We start from the raw sequence: 18,480 nt of genomic DNA on the forward strand, positions 1-18,480 counted from the left end.
TTTTAAGGTTAACAACCACTTAGTTTTAAAGTTGCTTTTTAATTTCTATTATTTAGCTACGGTGGAAGTGTCCCAATAAAATTTCCTCCGAGTTTTGGAATATAGTGTTAGGAATGACGATGTTGAATAAAATAAAACCCCACAAGATTTCAAAATAATTTGAATCTTGTGGGGTTTAAATCATAAATCACAAATCGTTAATCTGCAATCATAAATCTTTACTCTCCCAAAAATGGGTATCTGTAATCTATTGGAGTAACAAAAGTCTCTTTTATCGTCCTTGCTGATGTCCAACGCAATAAATTTTGCATCGATCCTGCTTTGTCATTTGTTCCTGATCCTCTTGCTCCACCAAAGGGTTGCATTCCTACAACCGCCCCAGTTGGTTTGTCATTGATATAAAAGTTACCAGCTGCGTTTTGTAACGCAATGGTAGCCTCTTCAATTGCGTAACGATCTTGACTGAAAACAGCACCAGTTAAAGCATACTCAGAAGTTGTATCAACTAACTTTAAAGTTTCTGCCCATTTTGTATCTTCATACACGTAAATAGTAACTACAGGTCCGAACAATTCGGTTTCCATAGTCGTATATTTAGGGTTTGTTGTTAAAATAACCGTTGGTTCAATAAAGTACCCTTTGGATTTGTCATAGTTTCCACCAATAATCACTTCGGCATCAGTATCTTTCTTTGCCTGATCAATAAATTTTGCTAATTTGTCAAAAGAACCTTCAGAGATTACTGCCGTAATGAAGTTACTCATGTCTTCTGGAGAACCCATTTTCATCGATTTTAAATCGGCTTCTAATTGTTCTTTTACCGCTGGCCACAAACTTTGTGGAACATAAACACGAGAAGCAGCACTACATTTTTGACCTTGGTACTCAAAGGCACCGCGAGCAATTCCTGTTGTAACTTGTTTTGGATTTGCTGATGGATGTGCGATAATAAAATCTTTTCCACCAGTTTCTCCTACAATTCTTGGGTAGGTTTTGTATTTGCTGATGTTGGTTCCAATTTTTGCCCAAATATCATTAAAAACTCCTGTGGATCCTGTGAAGTGAACTCCTGCAAAATCTGGGCTGGCTAATAATGTTTCGGTTATCATTCCTGAATCACCCATAACCATGTTGATAACACCGTCCGGTAATCCTGCTTCTTTAAAAATTTGCATCAATAAATTAGCAGAATATACTTGCGTTGCAGCTGGTTTCCAAACGACTACATTACCCATCAAGGCGGCGCTAGTAGGTAAATTTCCAGCAATTGCAGTAAAGTTAAAAGGAGTAATGGCGTAAACAAATCCTTCTAGGGGTCTATATTCAACGCGATTCCACATGTCTGAGTTAGACTTAGGTTGCTCGTTGTAAATTTGTGTCATGAATTGTACGTTGAAACGTAAAAAATCAATTAATTCACAAGAAGCATCGATTTCGGCTTGATATACTGTTTTAGACTGCGCAATCATTGTTGCAGCATTAATTTTGGCTCTGTAGGGACCTGCGAGTAGCTCCGCTGCTTTCAAGAAAATACCTGCACGCTGTTCCCATGCCATATTGGCCCATGCAGTTCTCGCGTGCAATGCTGTAGCAATGGCAGTTTCAATATGTGATTTTTGAGCTTGGTGGTAGGTTCCTACGATATGTTTGTGATCGTGTGGTGCTGACATTGTTTTAGTGTCTCCAGTTCTAATTTCTTCGCTTCCGATATAAAGAGGAACGTCAATTTTAGAATTCCACATTGCTGCGTAGGCTGCATCAACTGCTGCTCTTTCTGGAGAGTTAGGTGCGTAGCTTTTTACAGGCTCGTTTACCGCTTTTGGTACGTGAAAAAATCCTTTTAACATATTTTTAAAATTATAAAATTAGAAAATGGGTGTTGTGTCTTTGTAACTAAAACACAAAAGTACGAAGGTTTCTTTAAAGAAATGATATTTTCGAGCTAAACTAAAGGTGATAAAAAGGAATAGTCGTGTGATAGCCCTGATGGTAGTGGAAAGCTTTTTGTAGTCTCCTTCTCTTTTTTCTTGTGAAATAAGAGCGACTTTAGAAGCTCCTTATTTTACTTAGAAAAAAATAAAGGAGAGGGCAAAAACTTGCAATGGATAGCAGGATAGGCTCAAAAAGAAACTAACAAAAAGCTAGTTTAAGGCGAATGGTGCACACAACCTGAACGTGGGTACAATTACTTTGAAGTTTCTGGTTGTGGTAAAATTAATCATGTTGAAATTGCCTTTCATAGCGCCATAAGGGGACGATAGCAAACAACCTGAACTGTAGGTATGCAATTCTCCTGGTTTAATAACTGGTTTTTTTCCAATTACTCCTTCGCCATCGACGATTTCTATTTCATTTAAAGAATCAAAAATTTCCCAATGACGTGAAATTAATTGAACAGAATCCTTACTGTGATTTTCAATTGTAATCACGTAACTAAAGGCAAAGTGGATCTTATAGTTCTTGAAGTACGTGCCTTCAAAACTAGTTAATACCGATATTTTTATGCCTCTTGTTATTTGAGAAACCATATTATGTTGATCAAGGTGTGTTTATTACGGTCAAATTTACAAAAAATTGATTTCGTTTTACAATAATTAAAAAAGTTTTTATTAGTTAATTATATGTAAGGAATTCGCCATTCCTCTACCAACGATTCGATCGTATCGATCGATGCTTTCTCTGTAATAAACTAAAATAGTATACTCGTTTTCAGTCTGATAGAAATTGCCGTCAATTGCATTTTCAGAATCGATACCTCCTTTGTCATCAGCAACGACATATTGGAAGTTTGTAAACCCTTGCTTGATTAAAATCGCCTTTTCATAAATTCCTTTTTGCGGATTATAGTCCATTTTGTAGGCCGGAGTATTATTGTAATTATTGAACATTCCGGTGACATAAATGTTTTTATTTAGTCTGAAAGTAGGAGCCGAAAGACTAAAATAAACCCAGGCATAATCCGCTTCTATTTCACTGTTAGCCCCGTTTATATTTTTGACAACAAAGTCGCCATTGACATCTTGGGTAAATACATACGGGAAATTAGTTCTTGCAGCACTAGTGTATAAATGAGATCCATAAATCGGAGTATTAGAATCGATACGAGCTACATTATTACTTGCAGCTCTGATTTCCTTATTTTCGAAAAATAAAAATTCGTTTCCAGCCCAAAATTGAGTTTGAGAATCGTATTTGTAAATCAAATCATTTCCAATTGTATATTGTGGAATTATATTTTTTATAGGGCTATTCAGTTGGCCGTTTTGAAGTAAAAGGACTTTTACATTTCGTAACGGATTTTGAAAAGTAATGGTGTTGGATCTAATGGTAAAATCTAAATTTTGTTTTGATTCAATGTTGCTTACTGTTCGTGCTCGTTTTACTTGGATGGGAACGGTAACAAGATCTTCATATAGAATGAATTTTCTAGAAAACAAAACTTCTCTATTTTCATCTAAAATTTTAAGCATGTAATTTCCGCTGATCTTTAGCTGTTGGGTAAACTGATTGGGAATTGCTAATTTGTAATGAGAATAGATTTGTAAGGTATTAAATGAATTGCTGTAATCTTGAATTCTTTGGTTGTCAAATCCTTCTAAGTATTCGTTTTTAGGTATTTCGGTAGGGTTCCAGTTGTAGTTGCAATGAATAATTTCGTAATAATAATTGGCTTCATTACCAAAAAGATCATCAAACTGCAATTGAAATCCTTCTCCTAATTTTAAAATTGGAATAATATTTTTATCATTTTGTACAAATGAAATGGTTTTAATATTAAAGGGAGGAGCCACTTCTTTCTCTGCTTGCGCAAACGCGGTACGGGTCAGAAATAAAACAGAAAAAAGTAGAACTTTTTTAAGAAAGAATTTTGTCATTTTGCAGTGCTTAAGATTCTGTAAATATAAGGAATACTCCTCTTTTTAATTTATTTATTTATTTTCAAAAAAGTTATTTTTCGTGTGTAATTTCTGTTAAATAAAATACAATATGATTAGGTATTAAGAGTAATCTTATTATTTTTACTTCAAACAAACAAACCTTATGAAAAAAATTAACAATTTAGTATTTGGAATAATGCTGTTTCCTTTGGCTGTTTTCGCACAGCAAATGGATTATTCGAAGGCAATTCCTTTTGACCCTAGTGTCAAAACAGGCAAGCTTGAAAATGGCTTAACGTATTACATCAAGAAAAATGCCAAACCAGAAAACAAAGTAGATCTTCGTTTAGTGGTGAATGCTGGTTCAATTCTTGAAGCCGATGACCAACAAGGATTAGCGCACTTTATGGAACACATGTGTTTTAATGGAACCAAGCGTTTTCCAAAAAACCAATTGGTAGATTATTTGCAAAGTATTGGTGTCAAGTTTGGACAGCATTTAAATGCCTACACCAGTTTTGATGAAACGGTTTATTTTTTACCAATTCCATCAGACAGTCCTGAAAAATTAGAAAAAGGATTTCAAATCATTGAGGATTGGGCTTTCAATACTGTTTTGACCCCAGAAGAAATTGACAAAGAAAGAGGCGTAGTCCTAGAAGAATATAGATTGGGTTTAGGAGCAGGAAAAAGAATGCAAGGACGTTACATTTCTAAAATGATGCATGATTCTCATTATGCGGAGCGTTTGCCAATTGGTCAGAAAGAAGTGCTAGAAAAGTTCAAGCACCAATCGTTAATTAATTTTTACAAAGATTGGTACCGACCTAATTTGATGAGCGTAATAGTTGTGGGTGATATTGACGTTGCCGAAATGGAGCAAAAAATTATTTCGCACTTTTCAAGTTATAAAAATCCAGCTAAGGAAAAGCCAAGAAAGATTTACGCTGTGCCCAATCATAAGGAAACTTTTGTAGCTGTCGAGAGTGATAAGGAAGCTTCTAGTGCGCAAGTACAACTTCTTTATAAGGATTACGGGGCTCCAAAACCAGTTGTAAATATTGGAGATTTTAAAAATTATATTGTTGAGGGATTGTTTTCTACGCTTTTAAATACGCGTTTAGACGAGCTCACCAATTCAGCTACTCCGCCGTTTACCTACGGATATTCGTATTACGGTGGTACTTTTGCCAGAAATAAAAAAGGGTATCAATCTGTGGCTATGTCACAAGAAGACAAGCAACTTAGCGCGCTGAGAGTTTTGGTAACGGAGAATGAAAGAGCAAAGAAATTTGGATTTACACAAGGGGAATTAGATCGTGCAAAGTCAGAATTTGTAGCTTCCATTGAAAAAGCATATAATGATAGAGACAAAACGAATTCCGTCAATTTTGTTGGAGAATACCAAGCTAATTTCTTAGAAAAAGAACCGGTGCCCGGAATCGAGTGGACGTATCAAACGTTGAAACAAATTATGCCTTTGATTACGGTACAAGATGTGAATGGTTTGATTAAGGATTATGTAAAAGAAGATAACCGAGTTATAATTTTGACTGGCCCTGAAAAAGCAGGTTTGAAAAAAGTGACAGAACAAGAGGTTCTAGCTGCGATGAAAGTAAATGCAGATGAGCTAAAGCCGTATGAAGATGTTGCTGTTGCATCCAGTTTACTTCGAAATGAAGTAAAGCCAGGCACCATTGTGAGCCGTGAAAGTAATCCAAAAATTGGTACAAAAACACTAGTATTGTCGAATGGTGTGAAAGTGACTTATAAGAATACTGATTTCAAAAATGATGAAGTTCTTTTTGAAGCTGTGAGTCTTGGAGGATCTAATTTATACTCAAATGCCGATATGAAAAAAGTTCAATTTGCAAACGGAGCTTTGGCAGAAGCCGGATTCTCAGGATTAAAATTGAATGACATCAATAAATTCATGACGGGCAAAATAGCGCGCGTAAATCCGTATATTGGTAGCAGCACCGAAGGTTTAAGAGGAAATGCGACACCAAAGGATTTAGAATATTTATTCCAAATGACGTATGCCTATTTCACGGATTTGAACTTGGATCCCGAAGCTTTTGAAGCTTTTAAACAAAAGCAATCCAGTTTCTTTAAGAATATGGCTTCACAACCACAAAACTTTTTTCAGCAAGAGTTTTACACGTATTTGAACAAGGAGAATCCAAGATTCAACGGAGTTATGCCTACTGATAAATCTTGGGATGACACGGATTACAAGTTAGCCTACAACAAATACAAAGAGCGTTTTGCTAATGCGGCGGATTTTGAGTTTTTCTTCGTAGGAAATGTAGATGATGCTACTATTGAGGCCTATGCTGCTAAATATTTAGCGTCGTTGCCAACTAGTGATAAAAAAGAGAAAGCCGTAGATTTAGGATACCGCATGCTAAAAGGAGACTTGAAAAAAGTGGTAAATAAAGGAACGGATCCTAAAAGTAATGTGACCATTATGTACTATGGAGATGCTAAATATTCCGCTAAAGATGCTATGAGTATGCAAGCGTTAGGCGAGGTTTTGACCATTAAACTAATCGAGCAGTTGCGTGAAAATGAAAGTGGTGTTTATGGGGTATCTGCAAGAGGAAGTATGAATAAAATTCCAAATGGATCCTATAATTTTACGATTGGTTTTCCTTGCGGACCAGACAATGCAGAAAAATTGACTGCTTCTGCTTTAAAAGAACTACAAAATATTATTGATAATGGCCCAGATGAAAAAGATGTGGCTAAATTCAAAGAAGGGGAATTGGCTGATTTCAGAAAAGACAGTAAAGAAAATAGGTATTGGTTGTCTAATCTCACACGATCATTTACCAATGGAAATAGTCCTGAGGATGTATTGAAATTTGAAGAAATGGTGAACGCAGTAACGGCTAAGGATATTCAGAATATTGCAAAACAATATCTTACTAAAGATAAAGTTATTGGAATGTTGATGCCAGAGATCAAGTCATAACACATCTTATTCTATTAAAAGTAAAACCTGCTAAAATTAACTTTAGCAGGTTTTTTTATAGCATAAATTATTTAAAACAAACCGGGATAATTTCTTGAAGCAAAAAAACATCTCACGATGTGTTAACTTTAACTGATAAAATATGAAAAAAAATTCATTGCTTTTTTTTCCTAGAACGCAGTACCAAAAAAATAAAACACTGGTTTCACGAACCCAAATGAATATCACTTTTAGAAATCTATAGAAAAACCGAGTGCCAAACTTTATAATACTAAATACTAATCAAGTATTACAAAAAATTACTACAAAAAACTTAACAATTAATTGTTAAAAAACTTGCAAAATTGTTTTTTTTTGTGGATTTACAAAAAAAGTTACCACAATCTTAAAATAACATATTATGAAAAAACTACTTCTACTCTTAGTTACAACTTTCTTATTAAGCTGTTGCGACAATGACGATAAATCATCCAATCAACTCCCTGCTATTACTCAAACAGGCGCAAATACTTTTGGGGCTATTATTAACGGACAAGTTATGGTACCTAGAAACAGCATAGGATATATACCTCCGGGAAATACGCATAATGCGGTGAGATATTCATATTTTGAAAATTGGGAAGAAATTTCAGCTAGTGATGGCAGAACAAATATGGGTGGTATCTATATATATATTGACAATATAGATAAAAAATCCCCAATAAAAGTTAACAATTATTCTGTTGGTAATAGTAATGGTGCTTTTAGCAATAGCTATGCTGAAAACACCTTGGTTACCGCTTATGTGTTCGATAACACCGGAAAAGGAAAGACCTATTTATCTATTTCAGGTACTGGAACCGTAAATATTACAAGAAGCGATAATGATATAATTTCGGGCACTTTTTCTTGTAAACTAAAGTGTAAGGATAACTCTAATGATATTATTGAAATTAAAGAAGGTCGGTTTGATTTTAATAAAAACACTATAAACTCTACAGACTTCAAATAAAGATTCCGCAAATTATTAAACAATAAATCATTGTTCAATAGGCAACAATGACAACTCTACTTATGCCTAAAATTTAACCTTTTTAATAACAAAATTTAACAACAAAATGAAAAAATTTACCTTATTAATCTTGGGTTTTTACTTTGCAAATCTCCACGCACAATTGCCTACTGTACAGCAGTATCAAACGCAACAATCTAATGCTTGGCAAACATCACTTTCTTCTCTTACTGCTAATGGCAGCTATGCTACAGATTTAGAAATGCTCTACGATAAAGTAACTCCTTTTGCGGGTTTGTACACTTATAATAATACGGACAACAATATTTCTAAAGCGTAACTTTTCAAACAAGCTTTATCTGAACTGTATCGCACTTCTGGTCAATTGAAGTTTGAATCGTCAGAGAGTTTAGAAAACAGGCTTAATGCTCAACAAAACAATACTACTAATGTAAAAATGGGAGTAATTAACACACCTATAAGTTACCTAAATTATAATCCTGAGTTTCCTAATAATGGTGGAGTAAAACTCATTAATGGAGTATATGTCCGTGCTAATAATTTACCACCTTTTCTTCAAAAGCAGGTAACGATGATATCGCCGATGGCGGAATTAGTATTTACAAATAATAATACAATAACTTATCAATTCAACACATCCGAAGTTTATCAATGGGGAAATAAAAAAATAGCTTCAATGACTGCTGATTTTGGTAACGGAATGATTTTTAATTTAATGCAAAATCAATTATGGATTCAAAACTCGATCGTTATAAATTATAGCACGATTAACGAAAACAAAAAATTGATATTTAATATAATTTATACAGACGGCACTACATTGACTACTTACGCTGGAATTAGTATTGGTAACGACACAACTGTAAATAACAGTAATGGTCGTATTGCAAGTGCATCAGGATTAATACATTATCCCTCCACAATATCGGACTCTAATGGAGCAGTAGGAAAATTGGAATATCGTATATTTTATGGTGACCAAAATACTAGCAATATTCTCAAAAAACCTTTTATTATTGTAGATGGTTTCGATCCAGGGGATAAAAGAAAAATTGTGGTGGATGATTGTGGTGCAAATTGCCAAAAATTATTTAAACCTTTTAATCCTGCAGAATATGTGTCGATTGAAGTTTTAATGAAGTATAACAATCAAAGTAAAGACTTAAAAGCACAACTCACAGCCTTAAACTATGATGTGATTATTGTTAATTTCCCTACGTATGTTAACAATTTAGGACAAACTATTGATGGTGGCGCAGATGATATTTTTAGAAATGGCAGAACCGTAGCTTCGTTTTTGCAAAAAATAAATTTAGATATTAAAGCTAATGGTAGTACGGAAAAGCTAGTGCTTGTAGGTCCAAGTATGGGCGGGCAAATAACACGATATGCACTGGCTAATATGGAGAAAAAACAACAAGAAACTGGTCTTGAAAAATGGAATCATAATACCCGAATTTATTTGAGTATGGACAGTCCGCATCAAGGAGCCACTATCCCTCTAGCTACTCAAGGCGATTTGTACTTTTTAGGAGAATTAATGGGACAGAATGAAGCTAAAGATAAATATAGAAACGTAATAAATTCTAAAGCAGCGAGACAAATGCTTCTTACAAATGTTGGAAGCTTTAGTCCAGGTTTGATTAATACAGAACACAGCACGTACAAGCAGGAATTACTTAGCAATGGGATAATAGGCAGTGGTGGATACCCTGTTTTGAATGGCATAAGAAAACTTGCGATTGCAAATGGCTCTATGAGTGGTTTTCAAAATGTAAATCCATCTACTAAGTTTTATGAAGTAGTCGCGTTAGCAAAATTACGTACAGTTCTAACATTAGGAATACGTATTGCTAAAATACCAGCGTTCCGGATTAATAATTGGTTTATGGACAACACTGGGTCAACCTCTACTTTATTACAAAATTATACTAGAACAGGTAATATTGATTATAATTTGAACCACACTAATACTTTATGGCAAGGAAGTTTAGACGCTGTTCCTGGAGGAAGTTTCAATGCTGCAAATGATTTGAAAAATGAGGTTTACAATTCACTGAAAAGTTATAACGCTCTAACTTTTCCAATATTTGTTCCAATTCTGTGGTCGGGAGAAAAATTAATAGTCGAACAAAGAATTCCAAACAATATAGATATAGCAATTACACCCCAATCTTTTATACCTACTCACTCTGCTTTGGATACTTCAGGATTTTCAGATTGGTATCAACCTATCAATAAAAATTTAATATGTACAGGACAGACTCCTTTTGATTCTTATTATGGTGAATGTACCAATATGAATCATGTAAGTTTTACACTTGATATGGTAATTGGCTCCTTAATGAACTAGGCGATAGCACAAATCCTCCAATTCCGCAAGCACCATCATTTCCATTGGGTAATACAGAACTTTCTGGTATAGATAAAATGTGTATTGGTGAAACTAGCACTTATAGTTTTACCGATATATGCAAAATACCAAGTGGCGTAATTTGGAGTGTGTCTTCTAATCTACAAATTATGAGTTTTACAAATACAAGTGTTATTGTTAATTCCCTTTATGATGGGCAAGGAGTTTTGACGGCCACTTTTCAAAATGGGCAAACTGTTACTAAAAATATTTGGGTAGGCGTTCCGCAAATTACAGGACTCTTTTGTCCCGATGATTCTACAATATGCAGTGGTACTTTTTGCCAGCAAGGATTAGGCTTACCGTCTTTTAATCTAACAGATAGTGTTGTGGCAAATAGTAATGGTTTAACAACTGCTCAAATATTCGATAAAACAAATTGGGAATGGGAAAGGGTTAATATTAATATCGTTATTGCTGGAGATATAAGGGGAGATCAAACTTATATAGCTCCTAATTTCGTTGGTCAAACAGGAGTTAGGGTACGCGCTAAAAATAATTGTGGTTGGAGCGAATGGAGCGAGTTGTATTTTGAAGTTGTTGATTGTGGTGTGGGTTTATCGCGATTGTCAGAACAAGAAAAAGTGTTTATCGTTTACCCTAATCCTTCAAACGACATCGTAAATATTGATGTAAAAGGGGGCAAAACTATGCTAACAGTTCATTCTAAAGTTTCAGCTGAATTATTTGATATTATGGGAAATTCGAAAGCTAAAATTAATATTAAAAACAATAAAGCTTCTTTTAATGTAAGCACTTTGAATAAAGGAATTTATGTTTTACAAATTTATATTGATGGTAAAACAGAAAGCCATCAAATTGGAGTAAAATAAAAAGAATAGATAACTGTTCCTAAAACCTGCTAATTCTTTGAAATAGCAGGTTTTTTATTTAAAACAAACCGGAATAATTTCTCCTTTTGCCAAGCAATATTTTTCTACTAATGCAGGAGCGATTTTATTCGTATAATCTTCTTCAATCACTATAAAACCGATACTTCGTAATTTATCAAAATAATCGCGACCATAAATACGCACATGATCGTATTGTCCAAAGATTTTAGCGCGTTCCTTTTGGTCGGTAATAGAATCATCGGCGAAGGTAGTCGCTCTTTTTAAATCCTGAGGAATTTGCAAGATAGCCATTCCCCCCGGTTTCAAGACGCGATACAATTCCTGCATGGCTTTAGTATCATCTGGTATGTGTTCTAAAACATGGTTGCACAGAATCACATCGTATTGATTGTCATCAAAAGGCAAATTGCAAATATCAGCTTTTACATCCGCTAAGGGCGAAAACAAATCGGTTGTGGTGTAATCTAGATTTTTCTGATTCCGAAAAAGTTTATAAAAAGCTTGTTCAGGTGCAAAATGCAGTACTTTTTTAGGCGCGGTAAAAAAATCAGTTTGTTCGTTGAGGTACAACCACAGTAAGCGGTGTCGCTCTAATGAAAGTGTACTCGGCGAAAGCACATTGTTGCGTTGTGTTTCATAGCCGTACGGCAACATCGATTTGAAACTTTTTCCGTCAATAGGATCAGTAAATTTAGTTCCTTTTAAAGTAAATGCAATGATAGGACGGGCTACATAACTCAACCTGATTAATAAAGGACGAGGAATAGTATTGAGTATTAATTTAAAAAGTTTTTTCATATTTGTTTCACAGAGATTCACAAAGAAGGCTCAAAGATTCGCTAAGTTTATCTTTTGGAATCTGAAGGCGTATTTATAAATCTTTTTATGTTGTTTTTTAAAATTGTACTATTGTAATTTATTAATAATCCTAGAGGATAATTGCCAAGTTTTAAATACGTTAGTATTTGAGCGAAATGTACGGCAGTATAATTTTCTACTGTTTTTAATTCGATTACTAATTTGTCCTCAACAAGTAAGTCTATTCTATATCCTTGGTCAAGTCTGATTTCTTTATATTTTATTGGAAGTGTTATTTCTTTTTCAACTTTAAAGCCTGCATTTTGAAGTTCATAAAAAAGACATGTTTGGTAAGCAGATTCTAAAAGACCCGGACCCAATTGTCGATGTACTTCAATGGCTAATCCAATTACTTGATAAGAAAGTGCATTTAAATCATCGCTTAAGTCATTATCTTTATTTTCCATTTTCTTCGATGCTAAAAATACTAAAAAACTTTACTTAAAACCTTTGCGAATCTCTGGGTATCCTTTGCGAATCTTTGTGTAATAACTTAGATTACCAGCGGTACTCTTCTAAACTCATCCTCTTCAGTACTCACAATTCCTAATGCTTTATACACATACGCAAAAGTCGATAAGATCTCTGGTTTTCCATCAATAATAGCAACATCATGCTCAAAATGAGCAGATGGTTTTCCATCAGCGGTGGTAATAGTCCAGCCGTCTTTGTGTTGTTTGATATTTCTAGTTCCTTGGTTGATCATTGGTTCAATAGCGACCACCATGCCTTCTACAAAAAGTTTTCCTCTTCCTTTTTTACCATAATTAGGCATTTCAGGGTCTTCGTGCATTTTTTGACCCACGCCGTGACCTACAAGTTCCCGTACCACGCCGTAACCATGAGCTTCAGTATATTTTTGAATTGCATTTCCTACGTCCTCAACACGATTTCCTAATCGCAGTTCACGGATTCCTATATATAGTGATTCCTTTGTGATCTGCAATAATTTTTTAGTTTCTGGAGCCACTTCACCTATTTCAAAAGAATACGCATGGTCACCATGGTATCCGTTTTTGTAAGCGCCACAATCGACAGAGATCACATCGCCACTTTCTAATGGTTTATTATTTGGAATTCCATGCACCACTTGTGCGTTTGGACTCATACAAAGGGAGTTTGGGAATCCATATAAACCAAGAAAACTAGGCTCTGCGCCATGGTCACGAATGAATTCCTCCGCTAATTTGTCCAGATATAAAGTGGTAACTCCTTCTTTTATTTCAGAAGCAATCATTCCTAATGTTTTTGATACGATTAATGCACTTTCACGCATCAATTCTATTTCTTCACGGGATTTTACAATAATCATAATTTCGAATTTTCAGGGTGCAAAAATACAATTTTATAAATTAGTTAATCCGGATTAGCCATTATTTTAAAAAGTTCGGAATTGGAAATGTAAAATCGGTTCTCCAAAGCTATTTTTGAAAGACGCGCAATCACTAAATTATTCTCTCGGGTGTTGATTAAAAATAAGGAGCTTTCGCCAAAAGAAAATAAGCGTTCCTCTGAATTTAACATCGTGAGATTGTCTTGGACTAAAGCTTTGATTAATTCTTTTTGCCTCAAAAGCGATTCAATTTCCATTTTCTGGGCATTGATTTTATTGGTCAACTGCACTCTTTCTAGATCCAATGCAAATTCAGTTTCCTGCACCTTAAACTTTGCTAATTTCAAACTTCCGCGTTCTTTTCGTAGAAATAACGGAAAGTAAAAATCCAATCCAATTTTATAATCTTGAAATTGGTAATTGTCAATATAGCTAGGTTCTGATATGTAAGAATATCCAACGTCAATTTTTGGTAAAAGCATGTTGGCTTTTAACTTTTTTTCCACGTTTAGCATATCAATTTTACTTTGCAACGCATTGATTTTGGGATGGTTGGTAATAGAGAAATCAGCATTTAGCAAATCATTCGTTTTTAAACTTTCTTGTATCGTGAATTCTAGTTGTATTTCTGGAATCAGTTCGTCAGATAATTCAAGTGGAATATTGTTTTCTAACCAAAGGAAATTAGACAGTTCCAATTTGGCTTTAGCCAATTTGAGCTCCGAATCTTCTAAGTTCAATATTCTGTTCTTGACAATAATCCCAGCTTCAACACTGTCAATTGATGGTTTGTCTCCTTGCTGGATTAGCGTCTGTATTCCTTTGAATCTTATTTGCGCATTACTATTGTACTCTTGATACAATTGCACTTCATTGAAATTTTTCTTCCAATTGAAATATGCCAAAGAGGCATCATACAAAACAGCAATAGCTTGCAATTTTCGTTCTGCCTGACTCAGTTGTATTTGCATTTTTGCTTTTCGAACATCGGCCATTCTTTGATTGATAAACAGTCCTTGACCTAGCGGGACTGTTATGCCAAGCGATGTCAATCCTTGATTAGGAACTGTGTTTTCAGGATTTAAATAAATACCCTCGTTGTTGTCAAAGCCTGCTTTTATTTCGATTCCATACCAAGTTGGAATTTTGAAACTGCTGTTTAAGATTGAATAATATTCTTTGTCTTTGAATTGTTTTTGGCTAAAGTCGACCTCAATTTTTGGATCAAATCCACCTCGGGCCATCATCAAGTTAGCTTGTGCCTTATTGATTTCTAAATTGGCGCTTTTAACCAGTGGATGGTATTTCTTGACATAACCTAGAAACTCAGTGTAGGTGAATTCTTTTGAGGGACTATTTTGCGCTGTGGCAGCAAACCCAAAGAATAAAAACGCTATAAATACTTGTTTCATTACTTCTTTTCTTTTGTAGTTTTACTAATGGGTTTGTAATAATTTGGCGGAAAGCCGTTTAAGACTCTCCATAATTCAAACCACACAGGAACGTTGTTTAATAAAGCTATAGTTTGTGCACCGGCCCCTATGCTTAGTTGTTTTGGCCACTGATCTTCGCTTTTGTCTGGTGCTATTAATACGCGGTATTTACCGTTTTCACTGATGAAATTTTCAATGGCAACTATTTCACCACCAAAAGTTCCATAAGACATATTTGGCCAGCCTGAAAATACGATTGTAGGCCAACCATCAAACCAAACTCTGACTTTTTCTCCTTTAATTAACAAAGGCAAATCAATTGGATTTACAAAAGTTTCTACGGCAATATCATAATCGGACGGCATGATGGTTGCTATAGGTGTTCCTTCCTTAATGGTTTCTCCAATACCGGATTGTAGCGCTCTATTGACATACCCGTTTTGTGATGCTTTAATGTAATACATTCCATTTCTAATGCTATAATTAGCATACTGATTTTCGAGTTTATTCACTTGAGCATCCGTATCGAATTGACTGCTTAAAGCGGTAAATTTATCACTATTGGCTTTTGAAACTTTCTCTGCATACTCTGCGCTTATCCTATTTATTTCAACTTTAGCATTGATTAATTCGTTTTTGCTGGTTAAAAATTTATTTTCCTGAGTAATAATTTTAGCTTCTACTTCCTGTAATTTCAGTCTTTTTTCTTCAATGTCTGTCAGTGGTTTTAACCCTTCTTTATTCAGCTCAACGGAACGATTGTATTGCGTGTTCGCTATTTTTAGCTGTGTTTTTACAGCAACTAAATCCATACTATCACTCTTTATTTTTAAAAATGATTGTTTGATTTTGTTTCGTCCTTGTTCCAGTTTTAAGACTTTTTCCTGTTCGATGGCTTGAATTTGCCCCGTTAAAGTACTTACTTTAGACCCATAAGATTGCAACGATTGTTTCTTGGCATCTATTTGTCTCTTGGTGTTTTGTACTAAGTTTGGATCCATATAATCTTCTTTTATTTCCGAGATAAAGACAATGGTGTCCCCTTTTTTGACAAAATCACCTTCTTGTACATACCATTTTTCAAGTCTACCAGAGATTACACTTTGAATCGATTGTGGTCTTTGATTTGGTTTCAGTGTAGTGACGCTTCCAGTTCCGGAAATATTTTGTGTCCAAGGTAGAAATAGTCCCACTACAGCCACAATAGATACACCTGCTATTATTTTATTTAAAATTTTATAATGAGGTCTATTCGTAAGGTTTTTAACAGTGTCGAAGCGGTCAAGAGCCTGTAGTTTAGTTTTGTTATAGGATATGTTTAGCATGGCTAATTATTTTTTAAATCAAGTTGAATTGCCCCATTTTGCATGGTGATGCTTCGAGTACATTTGGTTTTCCAATATGGATTCTTTGAAGAAACGATGATTGTCCATTTGTGTTTTTCCGAAGTGATGAAATCAATAACTTGATTCGCCACTTTATCATCCATTTTATCTGTTGGATCTTCGTAGAAGAGTACTTTCGGATTGTGAAGAATACTGCGTGCTAACAATACTTTTTGAGCATTAGAAGAGGACAATTGTTTTCCTTCGGGAAAAATATGGGTCTCGAGACCTTTTGGCAATGATTTAACAAAGGACGAAAGTTGGACTCCGTCAAGAACTGTTTTTAAATCTTCAGTGTTTAAAGCAGTGTCATTAAAAGTTATGTTGTCTAATAGCGTTCCTTCAAATGGCGTTTCGCCATAGATAATACTTCCAATTTGGGAACGGTATTGCTTCAAGTTTATTTTTTTAAAGGTATCATCATTAATAAAAAAAGAACCAGATGTGGGTTGTAACAAACCGGATAATATTCGAATGAGTGTTGTTTTTCCAGAGCCATTTTCTCCTTCGATTGTAATTCTTTCTCCTTGCTGGATTTTTAAGGTTAGCGCATTTAATATTTGTCCAGGGGAATCAGGGAATTTAAAGCTAAGGTTTTCTATTTCTAATGAAATATTAGCATAACACGTATCACTTTTAAAAGAGGCTTCCTCTTCTAATTCTAGATCCGTTACTTGGCCTATTTTTTCAATGGAGGTGAGTACATCGTAGAATGTTTCTAGTCCAACTATTATTTTTTCGACCGAATTGATAACCATTAAAATAATGATTTCCGCAGCTACAAATTGTCCAATATTCATTTGTTGTGACAAAACTAAAAAACCACCCATCGCCAGTAAACTCGCAGTTATAACCATTTTAAAAATAATCAATTGCGTGAATTGTCTTTTGATTACATTAAAATGTTTTTCTCTATTAGTTAAATAATCTGCAACTAGATTGTTGTTTTTTTGCAAGCCATAATTATAGTGGAAGTCATTTTTGAAACTAAAATTGTTTCGCGCCATTTCTTGCAACCATCCAGCGACTTTGTATTTAAATTTAGATTCTTTCAAGCTCGTTTCTAGTCCAGATTTAAAAGAGAATTTAAAAATAAAATACAAAAGAAAAAACAATAAAATTCCAAATACTATAAAGTAAGGATGGTACAACGACAATAAGAGCAAACCGAAGACTATTTGCAATAATGCTGCCGAAAAATCGATTAATAATTTTGAAGTTCCTTTTTGAATGGTCATCGTATCAAAAAAACGATTGGCTAATTCTGGAGGATAGCTATTGTACAACTCCTCCATTTTTATTTTTGGCAAACGAGCAGCGAATTCAAATGAAGAGCGAACAAATATTTTTTGTTGCAAGTTTTCTGTGATTCGCAATTGCATCAGTGATAAGACTCCAACTAATGCTACGCCAAAAACCACTAATACAATTAAAACGATCCATGAAGCGCTGACTCTTCCTGATTGAATCAAGTTTGTGATTGCTTGAATTCCTAATGGCAACGATAAACTGACTAATCCTGCAAAAATGGCGTAGAAAAATATTTGATAAACATCTTTTCTGTCTAAAGCGAGTAAGTTGTAAAATCTCTGTAATGGCGTGTTTTTCATTGTATATTATTTTGTAATTTTTTGAACTAAATCAATGTAGAAATCAGTTGGAGAAATAGTTTCATTACAATTGGTTATCGTTTTTAAATGATTTTTTAAAAAATGTTGATGCAAAGCACCTTCCACGATGGATGAAGCTAAACTTTTAGCAAATTTATAGTCAGGATTTACTGCTACTATCATTTCGACAATTCTATTTATAACTCTTTTGTAAACTAGGAAAACACCCTCTTTATTTTCTTCATCTACCTCCTTAGTTAAGATTGTTTTGGTAAATTCTGAAATTATGATTTTGTTTAAAATAGCTTCGTTTATGTGTGCTGTAGAGGAATCATCCTCTATTTTCTCTGTTACGATGGTAATTGCTTTTTTTAATTTTTCTAGCGGAACGGGTAGATTATTTGTAGCGAAAACTAATCGGTATTCTATCCAACCCCAATACCAAGAAGATAAATATAACATTAATTTATGTTTACTTTCAAAATACCTATAAATCGAACTTTCGTTCGAACCGATACTTTCACCTAATTTTTTAAAAGTAAAGCTTTCAAAACCAATTTGGTCAATCATTAAGATACTATGTTCAATAATTTTCTTGCCTAAAGGAGAAGTTTCAGGATTCTTCACATAAAGGGTGTCGTTGACAGTAATTGTAATATTTGATAAAATAGAGTTCATATTTAATAATTTTAATAAGATGCTGCAGGTTGGAAATTCGCTTTAATTT

15 protein-coding genes are annotated in these 18,480 nt (G+C 34.3%); 5 read left to right on the forward strand and 10 right to left on the reverse strand.

All coding sequences use genetic code 11. The features are described from left to right. Window positions 1-218: 218 nt before the first annotated feature. The 3 genes from pruA to BUA03_RS06930 all read right to left on the reverse strand — a co-directional run bounded on the left by pruA (window position 219) and on the right by BUA03_RS06930 (window position 3,875). The gene (gene pruA, locus BUA03_RS06920) at window positions 219-1,847 is read right to left on the reverse strand and encodes an L-glutamate gamma-semialdehyde dehydrogenase (protein ID WP_066080104.1); all 1,629 of its coding nucleotides are present in this window, start codon (window positions 1,845-1,847) and stop codon (window positions 219-221) included. Between the two features lie 294 nt (window positions 1,848-2,141). Further along, window positions 2,142-2,528 carry a Co2+/Mg2+ efflux protein ApaG gene (gene apaG / locus BUA03_RS06925; RefSeq protein WP_066080102.1) on the reverse strand — a complete coding sequence of 129 codons (387 nt, stop codon included), beginning with the start codon at window positions 2,526-2,528 and terminating at the stop codon, window positions 2,142-2,144. A gap of 81 nt (window positions 2,529-2,609) precedes the next feature. Further along, window positions 2,610-3,875 (reverse strand): type IX secretion system plug protein, encoded by a 1,266-nt coding sequence (locus tag BUA03_RS06930; RefSeq protein WP_066080099.1) that lies wholly within the window; start codon window positions 3,873-3,875, stop codon window positions 2,610-2,612. A 166-nt stretch (window positions 3,876-4,041) separates the two neighbouring features. Between BUA03_RS06930 and BUA03_RS06935 the strand changes: the two genes are divergently transcribed. From BUA03_RS06935 to BUA03_RS06955, 5 genes are all read left to right on the forward strand, one after another. After that, window positions 4,042-6,855, forward strand: coding sequence for a M16 family metallopeptidase (locus tag BUA03_RS06935; protein ID WP_066080095.1), 2,814 nt, complete (start codon window positions 4,042-4,044; stop codon window positions 6,853-6,855). Window positions 6,856-7,255: 400 nt separating this feature from the next. Next, window positions 7,256-7,846, forward strand: a complete 591-nt coding sequence (locus BUA03_RS06940; protein ID WP_066080092.1) for a Riean_0653 family protein — start codon at window positions 7,256-7,258, stop codon at window positions 7,844-7,846. A gap of 106 nt (window positions 7,847-7,952) precedes the next feature. Continuing rightward, complete coding sequence (locus BUA03_RS06945; RefSeq protein WP_066080090.1) at window positions 7,953-8,186, forward strand: hypothetical protein; 234 nt, start codon at window positions 7,953-7,955, stop codon at window positions 8,184-8,186. A 117-nt stretch (window positions 8,187-8,303) separates the two neighbouring features. Next, the gene (locus tag BUA03_RS06950; RefSeq protein ID WP_139255623.1) at window positions 8,304-10,220 is read left to right on the forward strand and encodes an esterase/lipase family protein; all 1,917 of its coding nucleotides are present in this window, start codon (window positions 8,304-8,306) and stop codon (window positions 10,218-10,220) included. 170 nt (window positions 10,221-10,390) lie between these two features. Continuing rightward, window positions 10,391-11,113 carry a T9SS type A sorting domain-containing protein gene (locus tag BUA03_RS06955; protein WP_066080084.1) on the forward strand — a complete coding sequence of 241 codons (723 nt, stop codon included), beginning with the start codon at window positions 10,391-10,393 and terminating at the stop codon, window positions 11,111-11,113. Between the two features lie 54 nt (window positions 11,114-11,167). Here BUA03_RS06955 and BUA03_RS06960 read toward each other — a convergent pair whose 3' ends face one another. From BUA03_RS06960 to BUA03_RS06990, 7 genes are all read right to left on the reverse strand, one after another. Beyond that, on the reverse strand, window positions 11,168-11,932 hold the full coding sequence (locus tag BUA03_RS06960; RefSeq protein ID WP_066080081.1) for a class I SAM-dependent methyltransferase: 765 nt from the start codon (window positions 11,930-11,932) through the stop codon (window positions 11,168-11,170). 47 nt (window positions 11,933-11,979) lie between these two features. Beyond that, complete coding sequence (locus tag BUA03_RS06965; RefSeq protein ID WP_066080079.1) at window positions 11,980-12,399, reverse strand: GxxExxY protein; 420 nt, start codon at window positions 12,397-12,399, stop codon at window positions 11,980-11,982. Between the two features lie 86 nt (window positions 12,400-12,485). After that, window positions 12,486-13,304, reverse strand: a complete 819-nt coding sequence (gene map / locus BUA03_RS06970) for a type I methionyl aminopeptidase (RefSeq protein ID WP_066080077.1) — start codon at window positions 13,302-13,304, stop codon at window positions 12,486-12,488. A gap of 44 nt (window positions 13,305-13,348) precedes the next feature. Beyond that, on the reverse strand, window positions 13,349-14,737 hold the full coding sequence (locus BUA03_RS06975; RefSeq protein ID WP_066080075.1) for a TolC family protein: 1,389 nt from the start codon (window positions 14,735-14,737) through the stop codon (window positions 13,349-13,351). After that, window positions 14,737-16,083, reverse strand: coding sequence for an HlyD family secretion protein (locus tag BUA03_RS06980; protein WP_066080072.1), 1,347 nt, complete (start codon window positions 16,081-16,083; stop codon window positions 14,737-14,739). The genes BUA03_RS06975 and BUA03_RS06980 overlap by 1 nt, the downstream gene beginning before the upstream one ends. Before the next feature lie 2 nt (window positions 16,084-16,085). Then, window positions 16,086-17,753 carry a peptidase domain-containing ABC transporter gene (locus BUA03_RS06985; RefSeq protein ID WP_066080069.1) on the reverse strand — a complete coding sequence of 556 codons (1,668 nt, stop codon included), beginning with the start codon at window positions 17,751-17,753 and terminating at the stop codon, window positions 16,086-16,088. A gap of 6 nt (window positions 17,754-17,759) precedes the next feature. Further along, window positions 17,760-18,431, reverse strand: a complete 672-nt coding sequence (locus BUA03_RS06990) for a TetR/AcrR family transcriptional regulator (RefSeq protein WP_066080066.1) — start codon at window positions 18,429-18,431, stop codon at window positions 17,760-17,762. Between the last annotated feature and the right edge of the window lie 49 nt (window positions 18,432-18,480).

The organism is Flavobacterium fryxellicola (assembly GCF_900143245.1).
GTDB classification, from domain to species: domain Bacteria; phylum Bacteroidota; class Bacteroidia; order Flavobacteriales; family Flavobacteriaceae; genus Flavobacterium; species Flavobacterium fryxellicola.